Origin of the sequence: Pseudomonas sp. Cab53 (genome assembly GCF_018325965.1) — a bacterium.
GTDB lineage: Bacteria > Pseudomonadota > Gammaproteobacteria > Pseudomonadales > Pseudomonadaceae > Aquipseudomonas > Aquipseudomonas chlororaphis_E.
In genome coordinates this window covers 1,098,820-1,112,523 of sequence record NZ_AP021902.1, presented here as the reverse complement: position 1 = coordinate 1,112,523, position 13,704 = coordinate 1,098,820, and the positions used below count along the sequence as shown (strand labels likewise).

General features: G+C 60.4%; 15 protein-coding genes. 6 read left to right on the top strand and 9 right to left on the bottom strand.

Annotated elements, in window-relative coordinates; genetic code table 11:
- Positions 1-37: 37 nt before the first annotated feature.
- From KI241_RS04770 to KI241_RS04755, 4 genes are all read left to right on the top strand, one after another.
- Positions 38-1,849 (top strand): penicillin-binding protein activator, encoded by a 1,812-nt coding sequence (locus KI241_RS04770; protein WP_212803428.1) that lies wholly within the window; start codon positions 38-40, stop codon positions 1,847-1,849.
- A complete protein-coding gene (locus KI241_RS04765; RefSeq protein ID WP_042729548.1) occupies positions 1,849-2,211 on the top strand; it encodes a YraN family protein in 363 nt (120 codons plus the stop codon). The genes KI241_RS04770 and KI241_RS04765 overlap by 1 nt, the downstream gene beginning before the upstream one ends.
- Positions 2,212-2,324: 113 nt before the next feature.
- Positions 2,325-2,918 (top strand): phosphoheptose isomerase, encoded by a 594-nt coding sequence (locus KI241_RS04760; RefSeq protein ID WP_042729547.1) that lies wholly within the window; start codon positions 2,325-2,327, stop codon positions 2,916-2,918.
- Positions 2,915-3,493, top strand: a complete 579-nt coding sequence (locus tag KI241_RS04755) for a BON domain-containing protein (protein ID WP_042729546.1) — start codon at positions 2,915-2,917, stop codon at positions 3,491-3,493. The genes KI241_RS04760 and KI241_RS04755 overlap by 4 nt, the downstream gene beginning before the upstream one ends.
- 612 nt (positions 3,494-4,105) lie before the next feature.
- Here KI241_RS04755 and KI241_RS04750 read toward each other — a convergent pair.
- The 8 genes from KI241_RS04750 to rplM all read right to left on the bottom strand — a co-directional run bounded on the left by KI241_RS04750 (position 4,106) and on the right by rplM (position 9,823).
- The gene (locus KI241_RS04750; protein ID WP_237614185.1) at positions 4,106-4,405 is read right to left on the bottom strand and encodes a hypothetical protein; all 300 of its coding nucleotides are present in this window, start codon (positions 4,403-4,405) and stop codon (positions 4,106-4,108) included.
- A 536-nt stretch (positions 4,406-4,941) separates the two neighbouring features.
- Positions 4,942-5,352 (bottom strand): ClpXP protease specificity-enhancing factor, encoded by a 411-nt coding sequence (locus tag KI241_RS04745; protein ID WP_042732146.1) that lies wholly within the window; start codon positions 5,350-5,352, stop codon positions 4,942-4,944.
- Between the two features lie 16 nt (positions 5,353-5,368).
- The gene (locus tag KI241_RS04740; protein WP_042732147.1) at positions 5,369-5,986 is read right to left on the bottom strand and encodes a glutathione S-transferase N-terminal domain-containing protein; all 618 of its coding nucleotides are present in this window, start codon (positions 5,984-5,986) and stop codon (positions 5,369-5,371) included.
- A gap of 158 nt (positions 5,987-6,144) precedes the next feature.
- Positions 6,145-6,927 (bottom strand): cytochrome c1, encoded by a 783-nt coding sequence (locus tag KI241_RS04735; RefSeq protein ID WP_042732148.1) that lies wholly within the window; start codon positions 6,925-6,927, stop codon positions 6,145-6,147.
- Positions 6,927-8,138 (bottom strand): cytochrome bc complex cytochrome b subunit, encoded by a 1,212-nt coding sequence (locus KI241_RS04730; protein WP_042732149.1) that lies wholly within the window; start codon positions 8,136-8,138, stop codon positions 6,927-6,929. The genes KI241_RS04735 and KI241_RS04730 overlap by 1 nt, the downstream gene beginning before the upstream one ends.
- The gene (gene petA / locus KI241_RS04725; protein WP_003205363.1) at positions 8,138-8,731 is read right to left on the bottom strand and encodes a ubiquinol-cytochrome c reductase iron-sulfur subunit; all 594 of its coding nucleotides are present in this window, start codon (positions 8,729-8,731) and stop codon (positions 8,138-8,140) included. The genes KI241_RS04730 and petA overlap by 1 nt, the downstream gene beginning before the upstream one ends.
- A 256-nt stretch (positions 8,732-8,987) precedes the next feature.
- The gene (gene rpsI, locus KI241_RS04720) at positions 8,988-9,380 is read right to left on the bottom strand and encodes a 30S ribosomal protein S9 (protein WP_003228056.1); all 393 of its coding nucleotides are present in this window, start codon (positions 9,378-9,380) and stop codon (positions 8,988-8,990) included.
- A gap of 14 nt (positions 9,381-9,394) precedes the next feature.
- Positions 9,395-9,823: a 50S ribosomal protein L13 gene (gene rplM / locus KI241_RS04715; protein WP_003205365.1), complete on the bottom strand. Its 429-nt coding sequence runs from the start codon at positions 9,821-9,823 to the stop codon at positions 9,395-9,397.
- 245 nt (positions 9,824-10,068) lie between these two features.
- Here rplM and KI241_RS04710 point away from each other — a divergent pair, with 245 nt between their 5' ends.
- Positions 10,069-11,109 carry an NADP(H)-dependent aldo-keto reductase gene (locus tag KI241_RS04710; RefSeq protein ID WP_047738232.1) on the top strand — a complete coding sequence of 347 codons (1,041 nt, stop codon included), beginning with the start codon at positions 10,069-10,071 and terminating at the stop codon, positions 11,107-11,109.
- 131 nt (positions 11,110-11,240) lie between these two features.
- On the opposite strand, the gene KI241_RS04705 is transcribed toward KI241_RS04710, so the two are convergent.
- Complete coding sequence (locus tag KI241_RS04705) at positions 11,241-12,377, bottom strand: acyl-CoA dehydrogenase family protein (RefSeq protein WP_047738234.1); 1,137 nt, start codon at positions 12,375-12,377, stop codon at positions 11,241-11,243.
- 245 nt (positions 12,378-12,622) lie between these two features.
- Between KI241_RS04705 and KI241_RS04700 the strand changes: the two genes are divergently transcribed.
- Positions 12,623-13,519, top strand: coding sequence for a GlxA family transcriptional regulator (locus tag KI241_RS04700; protein ID WP_172679749.1), 897 nt, complete (start codon positions 12,623-12,625; stop codon positions 13,517-13,519).
- The last annotated feature ends 185 nt before the right edge of the window (positions 13,520-13,704 follow it).

The window sequence follows — 13,704 nt, the reverse complement described above, 5'->3', positions numbered from 1 at the left end:
TTCGACGCTAATTTGATCTCGTATCAGGAACACTTACATGATCGCTTGCCTGCGGCTGTTCTCCGCCCTCTGCCTCGCTGCCCTCCTGGCGGCCTGCGCCAGCTCGCCCTCCTCCAGCCTTGGCGAACTTCCACGGACCCCGGATGCCAGTATCGAGCAGTTGCTCGAACAGGCCGCCCAAAGCAAAACGCCGGAAAAAGCCGCGCTGCTGCGCCTGAGCGCCGCCGACCTGGCCTACCGCCAGGGCAATGCCGGCCAGTCCGCGCAGATCCTGCAACAAGTACCGATGGAACAACTCAAGCCCGGCCAGCAGATTTTCGCCAGCACGCTGTCGGCCGAACTGGCGATGACCCGCAACCAGCCCAAGGCCGCCCTGACGGCACTGAGCCATCCTAGCCTGCAACACCTGAGCGAAATGCCGGTGGAGCAACAGGTCCGCACCGGCACCGTACGTGCCCGCGCCCTGGAGGCCGACGGCCAGACCCTGGCCGCCGCCAAGGAACGCATCTTCATCGCGCCCCTGCTGGAGAACGACGCAGCGGCAAAGAACCACGAAGCCATCTGGTCGCTGATCGCCTCGCTGCCCACCGACCAACTGCAACCGATCTCCAACGATGACCTGGGTGGCTGGCTGAGCCTGGCCCAGGCGGTGAAGACTGCCGGCACCCTGGAACAGCAGCAGGCGGCCATCGATCACTGGCGCGAACAGAATCCAAAGCACCCCGCCGCCCTTCAACTGCCGACGCCACTGGTCAAGCTCAAGGCGCTGGCGAGCCAGCCGCTGAGCAAGATCGCCCTGCTGCTGCCGCAGAACGGCCCGCTGGCCTCGGTCGCCAAGGCGCTGCGCGAGGGCTTCCTGGCCGCCCATTATCAGGCCCAACAAGCCGGGCAGAACCCGCCGGGCATCCAGCTGTATGACAGCTCCAGCCTGACCTCCATGGACGAGTTCTACCGCAAGGCCCAGGCCGACGGCGTGCAATTGGTGGTCGGCCCGCTGGAGAAACCCTTGGTCAAGCAGATCAGCGCCCGCGCGCAATTGCCGATCACTACCCTGGCGCTGAACTACAGCGAAGGCGAGCAAGGTCCCGCCCAACTGTTCCAGTTCGGCCTGGCGCCTGAGGATGAAGCCCGCGAAGTGGCCCGTCGCGCTCGCGCCGACGGTCTGCACCGCGCCGCCGTCATGGTGCCGAAGGGTGAATGGGGCGACCGCGTCCTGAAAGCCTTCAGCCAGGACTGGCAGGGCAACGGCGGCACCATCATCGCCACTGAACGCGTTGACCAACCGGTGCAACTGGCCCAGCAGATCGCCGACATGTTCCAACTGCGCCAGAGCGAAGGTCGCGCCAAGAGCCTGCAGAACACCGTGGGCACCAACGTTGCCGCCCAGCCGTCCCGCCGCCAGGACATCGAGTTCATCTTCCTGGCGTCGACGCCGCAGCAGGCCCAGCAGATCAAGCCGACCCTGAACTTCCAATACGCCGGTGACGTGCCGGTCTACGCGACGTCCCAGGTGTTCAGCGCCAGCGGCGACCAGAACCAGTACAACGACATGAACGGCATTCGCTTCTGCGAGACGCCATGGTTGCTCGACGCCAACGATCCGCTGCGCAAGCAGGTCACCGCCCAGTGGCCGCAGGCCGGTGGCAGCCTGGGCCGCCTGTACGCGATGGGTGTGGACGCCTACCGCCTGGCACCTCGCCTGGGCCAGCTCAAGGCACTGCCGGACAGCCGCATCGAAGGCCTGTCGGGCAGCCTGGCCGTGTCCCCGTCCCAACGCATTCAACGCCAGTTGCCGTGGGCCCAGTTCGTCAACGGCCAGGTACAGCGCTTGCCGGACACCCAGCGCTGATGCCCGACCGATCACGCCAGCAAAGCGGACGGGATGCCGAGGGCCAGGCCCTCGCGCATCTCCAGCAACAGGGCCTGCGGCTGGTCGCGCAGAACTGGTTGTGCAAACGCGGCGAGCTTGATCTGGTCATGCTTGACGGCGATACAGTAGTATTCGTTGAAGTTCGCTACAGAAAAAATACCCAATGGGGTGGCGCGCTCGACAGCATCGACGCGCGCAAGCGCCAGAAGCTGGTCTTCGCTGCACAGTATTTCCTGCAACGCGAATCTCGCTGGGCCGATCACCCCTGCCGCTTCGACGTGGTTGCCATCGACAGCAACGCCGATCAGCTGAACTGGCTGCAGAACGCTTTCGACAGTTGAACGGTCGACGCCCATGACCAGCCGAGCCGGAAACCTTCACTCAACTTATTGCTCTTTGCTTTGCGGGCCGCACATGTTTGTGCCGATAAGCCGCGCTACTTAAGGTCACACAGATGGACATGCAATCGCGAATTCGCCAGCTTTTTCAGGCCAGTATCGACACCAAGCAACAGGCGATGGACGTACTTGCACCACACATCGAGCAAGCCAGCCAGGTGATGGTCAACGCCCTGCTCAACGAGGGCAAGATGCTGTCGTGCGGCAACGGCGGCTCGGCCGGCGACGCCCAGCACTTCTCGTCCGAACTGCTCAACCGCTTCGAGCGCGAGCGCCCGAGCCTGCCAGCCATCGCGCTGACGACCGACAGCTCGACGATCACCTCGATCGCCAACGACTACAGCTACAACGAAGTCTTCTCCAAACAGATCCGCGCCTTGGGCCAACCTGGCGATGTGCTGCTGGCTATTTCCACCAGCGGCAACTCCGCCAACATTATTCAAGCGATCCAGGCCGCACATGATCGCGAAATGATTGTCGTAGCATTGACCGGGCGCGACGGCGGCGGCATGGCTTCACTGCTGCTGCCTGAAGATGTCGAGATCCGCGTACCGGCCAAAGTCACCGCACGTATCCAGGAAGTCCATCTGCTGGCGATCCACTGTCTCTGCGACCTGATCGACAGCCAAATATTCGGGAGTGAAGAATGACCCCTAATCGCCTGGGCCTTCTGGCCCTGACCCTGTGCCTCGGCATCAGCGGCTGCACCTCGGTGGTTAATGCCAGCCGGGAGAAGCCGATCGAGGACGACCGCGGCACCCGTACCTTCGGCAGCAAGATCGACGACTCGCTGATCGAAACCAAGGCCGGCGTGAACATCGCCAAGGCCGACCCGGACCTGGACAACAACTCGCACATCGTCGTGACCAGCTTCAACGGCGTTGTGCTGCTGGCCGGCCAGACCCCGCGCGCCGACCTCAAGGCCAAGGCCGAACAGGCCGCCAGCTCGGTGCAGCGGGTCAAGACCGTGCACAACGAACTGCAGGTCCTGCAACCGTCCTCGCTGCTGGCCCGCCAGAACGATGCCTGGCTGACCACCAAGATCAAGACCCAGATGCTCACCGACGCCAGCATTCCTGGCTCGCGGATCAAGGTTGTGACTGAGAATGGCATCGTTTATCTGCTGGGCTTGCTGACCAAGCAGGAAGCCGCCCAGGCGACCAATCTGGTGCAGGGGGTGTCTGGGGTGCAGAAGATTGTGAAGTTGTTTGAGTATATTGACTGAGGGGAGTGGCGGTTCTTGATGCTGCGCTTGGTTTGACTGGAAAAACGGTGCTTCTTTATAAGGGGGGCGCCGTTTTTTTGAGGGAGTGGTTTGTGTGAATATCCGTTTCTTCGGTAACGGCTGCTTGGGGTTCCGCCCTTACGGCGGGTCACTTTTGGAAGAGCCCGGAGTGCCGGCCAGCCAAAAGTAACCAAAAGCGCTTTGCCCCACCACTGGGCACCTCGCCAAGGCTCGGTGTTCCCTCACTCCGGCATTGCTCCGTGGGCCCGCCGCGAAGGGCCATCCATGGCCCACGGCTATCCCGGCATCCATGCCGGGATGCCCACTGCGCAATGCCTGCGTTCGGCCCTTGTGTTTATGGGGCGCCTAAGATCAAAAGCAAAAGCAAAAGCAAAAGCAAAAGCAAAAGCAAAAGCAAAAGCAGGAGCGAGGCGGCCTAATGGCTGACCTGACTTTCCGGCTGCACCTCAATCCAACTGTGGGAGCGGGCTTGCTCGCGAAGACGGCCTCACAGCCGACCTATCTCTCCCGGCTGTACCTAAGTCCAACTGTGGGAGCGAGCTTGCTCGCGATTGCAGTGTGTCAGCCAACATCAATGCTGCTGACCTGACGCTATCGCGAGCAAGCTCGCTCCCACAGAGGGCTAGGCTGAATACCAAGCGCCAAATGATGCCGCGAGCCTTCCAGGTCGAATGCGAGTTCGTTGGCCATGGCGTCCGCCGAGGACAGGGTTCCGCTGAGATTGGCGAGCAAGCATTCGTTATCGAGGCCTTTCACGACGGTGAATACCTGGCCCGGTTTTGGTTCGTCTTGGGACTTATCCAACTTCGCCAGCAAGTAGTGATCAAGCACGCGTTGGGTGGTTTCGTCTTGCTGCTTGGCTTTGGATTTTGCGGACGGCGAGGAAGGCACAGCCCTCGCCACAGGGGTGGGTGTCGCAATCCAGGGCTGTGCTTGACCATGGCATTCGATTTACCGGAAATACACCTTGAGAGATTGGGTGGCTGTCAGACCGTCTTCGCGAGCAAGCTCGCTCCCACAGGATTCAGCTACGGCCGGAAAAGTCAGACCGACCGTTAGGCCGCCTCGCTTTGGCTTTGGCTTTGGCTTTGGCTTTGGCTTTGGCTTTGGCTCTGGCTCTGGCTCTGGCTTTTGATCTTAGACGCCCCATTAACCACAAGGGCCGAACGCAGGCATTGCGTAGTGGGCATCCCGGCATGGATGCCGGGATAGCCGCGCTGGGTCATGGATGACCCTTCGCGGCGGGCCCACGGAGCAATGCCGGAGTGAGGGAACACCGAGCCTTGGCGAGGTGCCCAGTGGTGGGGCAAGAGCGCTTTGGTTACTTTCGCGCTTTTCGAAAGTGACCCGCCGTAAGGGCGGAACCCTAAGCAGCCGTTACCGCAGAAACGGATCTACACACCAACCAATCAAAAACCGGCGCCCCGCTACTTCACCACCTTAAGACTAGGCCGCCCACTAGGCCGTGGCGGCTCGTCATCCGGCGGCAAGTCCTCGTCGGCCTCGAAGGCCTCCTCGCCGTCCAGCGGCGTTTCGAGCTCGAACACCATGCCCTGGCCGTTCTCCCGAGCATAAATCCCCAGGATCGCGGCGATAGGCACGAACAGCGTGTGCGGCACGCCCCCAAAGCGCCCTTCGAAACTCACGGCGTCGTTGTCCATGTGCAGATGGCGCACGGCAGCCGGCGAAACGTTCAGGACAATCTGCCCGTCATTGGCAAACCCCTGTGGCACCTGCACCGATGGATACTCGGCGTTGACCAGCATGTGCGGGGTACAGTCATTGTCCACAATCCACTCGTAGAGCGCGCGGACCAGATAAGGTCGACTGGAGTTCATAGCGGCTCCTTAAGCCTTAGCGCATGTCGCGTTCGACGCCAGACAGACTCGCCTGGAAAGCCTCACGCGCGAATTGGCGCTCCATATAATCAAGCAGCGGCTTGGCAGGCCGCGGCAGTTCGATACCCAGGACAGGCAATCGCCAGAGTATGGGTAATAGGCAGCAATCCACCAGACTTTGTTCCTCACTGAGAAAGAACGGCTTGTCGATGAACAGCGGCGATACGCCCGTCAGGCTTTCACGCAACTCTTTACGAGCCACGACCCGCGCAGGCTCCTTGGTCCGTGGGTCCAGGATCTGGTCCACCAACCCGCACCAGTCTCGCTGGATGCGATGCATCAGCAAACGACTGTTGGCACGCGCGACAGGGTACACCGGCAGCAAAGGCGGATGCGGATAACGCTCATCCAGGTATTCCATCACCACGGTCGACTCCCACAACGCCAGGTCGCGATCGACCAGCGTAGGCAGGCTGCCGTAAGGGTTCACCTCGATCAGTTTTGGCGGCTGACGGCCCGCTTCGACGTAGATGATCTCGGCGCTGACACCCTTCTCGGCCAGTACGATGCGTACCCGGTGGGAATAGTGGTCGGCGGGGTCGGAGTAGCAGGCCAACCGATTGGTCACGCCCATGGCGATCCTCCTCGCTTGTAGAAATTTTCGAAAAACGGAAAAACGAGCGCGCCCAGAGGGCGCCTCCCGTAACGCCTGGCCGACCAGGCTCGTTACACTTTCAGAGACGCCCTTGGGCGCGCACGATTAACAGCAACGGCTTACAGCTTACAGCTTTATCAATGCACGTCTTTCCAGTATTCACGCTTGAGCAGGTAAGCGAATACGAAGAAGAACGCCAGGTACAGCAATACATACGTACCGATGCGCTGATGCTCCAGCTTCACCGGGTTGGCCGAGTAGGCCAGGAAGGTCACCAGGTTCTTGACCTTCTCGTCGAACTGCTCAGGGGTCAAGGTGCCGCTGTTCGGCACGATGGTCAACTGATCGCAGGCTTCGTGAGTCAAGGCGGTGCCGGTCAACGGGTCGAATTGCTTCTTGCCGTTCTCGACGATCTGCACCTGTTTGCAGCCTACCACTTGGCGACCCTGCAGGCCGACCAGGACGTTAGGCATGCCGACGTTCGGGAAGACCTTGTTGTTCACGCCCCATGGACGCGCAGGATCTTCGTAGAACGACCGCAGGTAGCCGTAGAGCCAGTCGGTGCCACGCACTCGCGCCACCAGGGTCAGGTCGGGCGGCGCCGCGCCGAACCAGGTCTTGGCATCCGAAGGCTGCATGCCGACGGTCATGTGATCGCCCAGCTTGGCACCGGTGAACACCAGCTTCTCCAGCATCACTTCGTGGGGAATGCCCAAGTCATCGGCCACACGCTCGTAACGTTGGAACTTGGCGCTGTGGCAGCCCATGCAGTAGTTGGCGAACGTACGCGCGCCGTCCTGCATGGCGGCTTTGTCGGAAACGTCGATGTCGACTTTTTCCAGCTCAGGACCACCGTGTTCAGCCGCGAAGGACAGTACAGGCATGGCAGCAAGAATCAGTACAGCAAATAGCTTTTTCATCAGCCAGTCACCCTTTCCGGAACCGGTTTGGTCTTCTCGAGCCTGGTATAGAACGGCATCAGAATGAAGTAGGCGAAGTACAGGAAGGTGCACACCTGCGAAAGCAGCGTACGTTCCGGTGTCGGTGCCAGTACGCCCAGCACACCCAGGATCACGAACGAGATGCAGAACACCACCAGCCAGATTTTGCTCAGCCAGCCTTTGTAGCGCATCGACTTGACCGGACTGCGGTCCAGCCACGGCAGGACGAACAGCACGGCGATGGCCGCGCCCATGGCAATAACACCCAGCAGCTTGTCCGGAATCGCCCGCAAGATCGCGTAGAACGGCGTGAAGTACCAGACCGGGGCAATGTGCTCAGGGGTCTTGAAGGCGTTCGCCTGTTCGAAGTTCGGCTTCTCGAGGAAATACCCACCCATCTCCGGGAAGAAGAACACGATGGAGCAGAAGATGAACAGGAAGACCACCACACCAACGATGTCCTTCACGGTGTAGTACGGGTGGAAGGCGATGCCGTCCAGCGGTACGCCGTTTTCGTCCTTGTGTTTCTTGATGTCCACGCCGTCCGGGTTGTTCGAGCCGACTTCGTGCAGCGCCAGGATGTGCAGCACCACCAGGCCAAGGATCACGATCGGCAGGGCGACCACGTGCAGGGCGAAGAAGCGGTTCAGGGTGATGCCGGAGATCAGGTAGTCACCACGAATCCACTGGGTCAGGTCGTTGCCGATGACCGGGATCGCACCGAACAGCGAGATGATCACCTGGGCGCCCCAGTAGGACATCTGGCCCCACGGTAGCAGGTAGCCCATGAAGGCCTCGGCCATCAGCGCCAGGTAGATCAGCATGCCGAAGACCCACACCAGCTCACGCGGTTTCTGGTACGAACCGTAGAGCAGGCCACGGAACATGTGCAGATAGACCACGATGAAGAACGCCGAGGCGCCGGTGGAGTGCAGCAGACGCAGGATCGAACCGTACTCGACGTCGCGCATGATGTATTCGACAGAAGCGAATGCTTCTTCCGCCGACGGGGTGTAGCTCATGGTCAGCCAGACACCGGTGACGATCTGGTTGACCAGAACGAGCAGCGCCAGGGAGCCAAAGAAGTAGAAGAAGTTGAAGTTTTTTGGAGCGTAGTACTTGCTGAGATGGTCTTCCCACATCTTGGTCGCGGGAAAGCGCGCATCAACCCAATCCATTAGCTTGCTCATCACGCTTTCTCCGTATCGACGCCGATGACAATGATGTCGTCGGTCTCATAGGAATGCGGGGGAACTGGCAGGTTCAACGGTGCAGGCTGCGACTTGTAGACGCGACCGGCCAGGTCATAGTGGGAGCCGTGGCAAGGGCAGAAATAGCCACCGACCCAATCCTTGCCCAGGTCGGCCGGGGCCACTTCGGGACGGAACGTTGGCGAGCAACCCAGGTGCGTGCAGATCCCGATCAGTAGCAGGACTTCCGGCTTGATCGAACGCGTTTCAGGATTGACGTATTCCGGTTGGACCGAGTTCTTGGAGGATGGGTCGGACAGCTGACCCTCGATCTTTTTCAGATTCCCCAGGATTTCCTCTGTACGGCGGACGATGAACACCGGCTGGCCGCGCCACTCAGCAATCATCTGCTGGCCTGGCTCGATCTTGCTGACATTCACTTTCACCGGTGCACCTGCAGCTTTCGCCTTGGCACTGGGAAACCATGACCCCACGAACGGGACCGCAGCCCCCACCGCTCCTGCAGCACCCACCACGGATGTGGCTGCTACCAGGAAGCGACGCCGGCCTGCATTCACGCCGTCATTGCTCATTCAGTCCTCTCCCATCAGCTTTGTGGCCTGTTAGATCAGGCGTCTACTAAGTAAAAATCTGAACTTATAAAAATTTTGCCGAATGGTAATGAAAAGCCCCAATTCTGACAAGGTAATTACCAAGCGGCCAAACCGCTAAGCCTTGTAGTATAGGGGTTCTACGAATGTGGCAAGTTGTCACAGAGCAATTCTTTCACGCATAAAAAAACGCCCAGCTCCGTGAGGAACTGGGCGCCTTTTGAAAGCGGAAGCGAAATTAACGCTTCGAGTACTGCGGACGCTTACGCGCTTTACGCAGACCGACTTTCTTACGTTCAACTTCACGAGCATCGCGAGTCACGAAGCCGGCTTTGCGCAGGGCGCTACGCAGGGTTTCGTCGTAGTCCATCAGGGCGCGAGTGATGCCGTGGCGGATTGCGCCAGCCTGGCCACTTACACCACCACCGATAACGGTGACGTAGATGTCGAATTTTTCGACGGTCTCGGTCAGTTCCAGCGGCTGACGAACTACCATGCGGGCAGTTTCGCGGCCGAAGAAATTATCCAGGGAGCGGTTGTTGATGGAGATATTACCAGTGCCCGGACGCAGGAAAACGCGTGCGGTTGCAGTCTTGCGACGGCCAGTGCCGTAATTTTGAGTCGCCGACATAATGAACTATTCCGTTAAAACTTCAGTTCTTGGGGCTGCTGAGCAGTATGAGGGTGAGCAGCGCCCGCATAAACCTTCAGCTTACGATACATGTCGCGACCCAGCGGGTTCTTAGGCAGCATGCCTTTAACCGCGGTCTCGATCACGCGCTCAGGGGCCTTGGCGATCAGCTTTTCAAAGTTGATCGACTTGATGCCGCCAGGAAAACCGGAGTGGGAGTAGTACATTTTGTCAGTGGTTTTAGCGCCAGTAACACGTACTTGCTCAGCGTTGATCACGACGATGTAGTCGCCGGTGTCAACGTGAGGGGTGTACTCAGGCTTGTGCTTGCCACGCAGACGGCTCGCGATTTCGGTGGCCAGACGACCCAGGGTCTGACCAGCAGCGTCGACGACGAACCAGTCGCGCTTTACTGTTTCCGGTTTAGCAGTAAAAGTTTTCATTCTTTATAGCCTCAGGGGCCGCCCTGTAAATTAGACGGCGGATCTTACTGAATAGTGCGTACTTTGACAAGTCAAAGGCAGCCGGATACAGACGCTTTCGGGGGCTCGGGTCGGCGCGTCCGTTCAACGGCAAGATTCTTCGGCGGCGGGGCATCACTTCCACTGCAGAAAGAGGTGCGCAATTATGCAGATTGCGAAAACTTTTTCAACCTGCTTTTATGATTGTTTTGCCCAAGGAGGTCCCGATGGACTATCGCCAGCTAGGCCGTACCGATCTGAACGTGAGCGCCCTGTGCCTCGGCACCATGACCTGGGGTGAGCAGAACAGCGAGGCCGAGGCCTTCGCCCAGATCGAGCGCGCCAAGGGCGCCGGCATCAATTTCATGGACACCGCCGAGATGTACCCGGTCCCGCCGAAGGCCGAGACCTATGCCACCACCGAGCGCTACATCGGCAATTATTTCAAGAGCCGCGGCGACCGCGCCGACTGGATCCTGGCGAGCAAGATCGCCGGCCCGGGCAACACCATCGACTACATCCGCGACAAGCAGCTCAAGCATAACCGCCGGCACATCGTCGAGGCCGTGGACGCCAGCCTCAAGCGCCTGCAAACCGACTGGATCGACCTCTACCAACTGCACTGGCCGGAACGCAGCACCAATTTCTTCGGCCAACTGGGCTACCAGCACAAGGCCGACGAGGACTTCACCCCGCTGGAGGAAACCCTCGAAGCCCTGGACGAACAGGTGCGCGCGGGCAAGATCCGCCACATCGGCCTGTCCAACGAAACGCCCTGGGGCACGATGAAGTTCCTCGCCCTGGCCGAAGCCCGGGGCTGGCCGCGCGCCGTGTCGATCCAGAACCCCTACAACCTGCTCAACCGCAGCTTCGAGGTCGGCCTGGCGGAAATCGCCATCCGCGAACAGTGCGGGCTGCTGGCCTACTCGCCCTTGGCGTTCGGCTTCCTGTCGGGCAAGTACGAAGGAGGCGCACGACCCGCCAAGGGCCGCCTGAGCTTGTACAGCCGCTTCACGCGCTACTTCAACCCGCAATCGGAAGCGGCGTGCAGCCGTTATGTGGCGCTGGCCCGGGAGCACGGCCTGGACCCGGCGCAGATGGCGCTGGCGTTCGTCACCCAGCAGCCGTTCGTAACCAGCAACATCATTGGCGCCACCACGCTGGAACAACTGGACAGCAACATCGCCAGCGCCGACCTGAAGCTCTCGAAGGAAGTCCTGGCAGGGATCGAGGCGATCCACAAGGATCATCCGAACCCGGCGCCTTGATCACCCGGTAAAAGCCTTCGCGAGCAAGCCCGCTCCCACAGGGTTTTGTGTCTGAACACTCTTTCGTGATCGACGCAGGACTCCTGTGGGAGCGGGCTTGCTCGCGAAAGCGATCCCGAACTCACCGAAAATCAAAGCGACCGCGCAATGATCTCCTTCATGATCTCGTTCGTCCCGGCATAGATCCGCTGCACCCGCGCATCGGCCCACGCCCGGGCAATCGGGTACTCCCACATGAAGCCGTAACCGCCGTGCAACTGCACGCATTCGTCGAGCACCTTGCATTGCAGGTCAGTGCCCCAGTACTTGGCCATCGCCGCCGTCGGCACATCGAGCTTGCCCTGCAGGTGCAACTCCAGGCAGCGATCGACGAAGACCCGGCCAATCTGAATCTCGGTGGCCATTTCCGCCAACTTGAAGCGGGTGTTCTGGAAGTCCGCGATGGATTTGCCAAACGCCTTGCGGTCACGGGTGTAGTCAAGGGTCCATTGCAGGGCCGCTTCGGCCGAGGCCAGGCCGCCGATGGCGACGGTCAGGCGCTCCTGGGGCAGTTCCTGCATCAAGTAGGCAAAACCCATCCCGGCTTGCCCGAGCAGGTTTTCCTTTGGGATGCGGACATCCTGGAAGAACAGTTCCGACGTGTCCTGGGCCTTCATGCCGACTTTTTCCAGGCGCTTGCCCTTCTCGAAGCCCGGCGTCCCCGCCTCCACCAGGAACAGGCTGGTGCCCTTCGCACCGGCCTTCGGATCGGTCTTGGCGACGACAATCACCAGGTCCGCCAGGAAGCCATTGGTGATGAAGGTCTTGGAACCGTTGATGACGTATTCGTCGCCCTCCAGCACCGCGGTGGTCTTCACGCCCTGCAGGTCGGAGCCGGCGCCAGGCTCGGTCATGGCAATGGCCGTGACCATCTCGCCAGACACCAGCTTCGGCAGGTACTTGTGCTTCAGCGCTTCGCTGCCGTAATGCAGGATGTAGGGCGCGACGATGTCGGAGTGCAATGAGAAGCCGATCCCGGTCAGGCCCAGGCGGCCGATTTCCTCGATCACCACCGTGCTGTAGAGAAAATCGGCCTCAAGCCCGCCGTATGCCTCGGGCAGGTGGGAGCACAGCATGCCCGCCTCCCCTGCCTTGTTCCAGAGCTGGCGGTCCACATGCCCCTGCTTTTCCCACTGGCTGTGGTACGGCACGGCTTCTTTTTCAAGGAAGGTTCGTACGCTGTCACGAAACAATTCGTGCTCGGGGCTGAACAGGGTTCTCGGGATCATGGGGCACCTTTTCGTTATTGTTCGACGTGGTTATCCAACAGAGCCTAAGCCGGCGAAGAATGACAGGACACTGGACACATCCGACAAAAAATAAGACGATCCAGCCGTTTGGTGACCACTTTCCCCTATAAAAATAAAGATGAATTATGTCCATGCACGTCTCCACGCCCTTGCGGCGCGTCAGTATCCTGGCTATCGACCGGGTCTTCGCCTTCACCCTCATGCAAGCCAAGGACTTCTTCTACCTGGCCAGCCTGCGCTATGGCAAACAGCTGGGCCTGGGCCTGACACCGGCGTTCGAAATCCGCCTGGTCAGCCCGGACGGCAAACCGGTCAACAGTTTCAGCGACGTGATCATGCCGGTGGACGGCGGCCTGGAAGACACTGACGTCATTATTCTCCCGGCGTTCTGGGATGACTTCCAGGCGCTGTGCCAGCGCTATCCGCAGATCCTGCCCTGGCTGCGCGAGCAGCACGCTCGCGGCGCGGTACTCTGCGGCGAAGCCACCGGGGTGTTCTGGCTGGCCGAAGCCGGGCTGCTCGATGGCAAGGAGGCGACCACCTACTGGCGCTTCTTCAACGCGTTCAAGGAGCGCTTTCCCCAGGTCCACCTCAACCAGGACAAGCACCTGACCGACGCCGACAACCTGTTCTGCGCCGGCGGCACGACATCGGCGTGCGACCTGTACATCTATCTCATCGAACGCTTCTGCGGCGCCAACGTGGCCCAGGCGGTGGCGCGGGATATTCTGTATGAAGTGCAGCGCAGCTACTCACCCGGGCGGATCGGCTTCGGCGGGCAGAAGCTGCACCAGGACGTGATCATCCTGCAGATCCAGCACTGGCTCGAAGAACACTTCGCCGACAAGTTCCGCTTCGAAGACGTTGCCCGCGAGCATGGCATGAGCATCCGCAACTTCATGCGCCGCTTCCAGACCGCCACCGGAGACAAGCCACTGCATTACCTGCAACGGCTGCGCATCGAAACGGCCAAGGGCCTGCTCTCCGGCAGCCGCAAGAGCATCAAGACCATCAGCTACGAAGTGGGCTACGACGACGCGAGCTTTTTCGCCCGCCTGTTCCGTCAACACACCGACCTGTCACCGAACCAGTATCGGCAGCAGTTCCAGCAGGCGGCGTAGCCCGGAGGCTTGGCAACGATCCACTGTGGGAGCGGGCTTGCTCGCGAAGGCGGCGGTTCAGCAGCATTGATACTGACTGACACGACGCCATCGCGAGCAAGCTCGCTCCCACAGGGTTATGCAGTGAACGGCTAAATCTCCCGCGCACAAAAAAGGCCTGCAATCGCAGGCCCTTTTTTATGCGA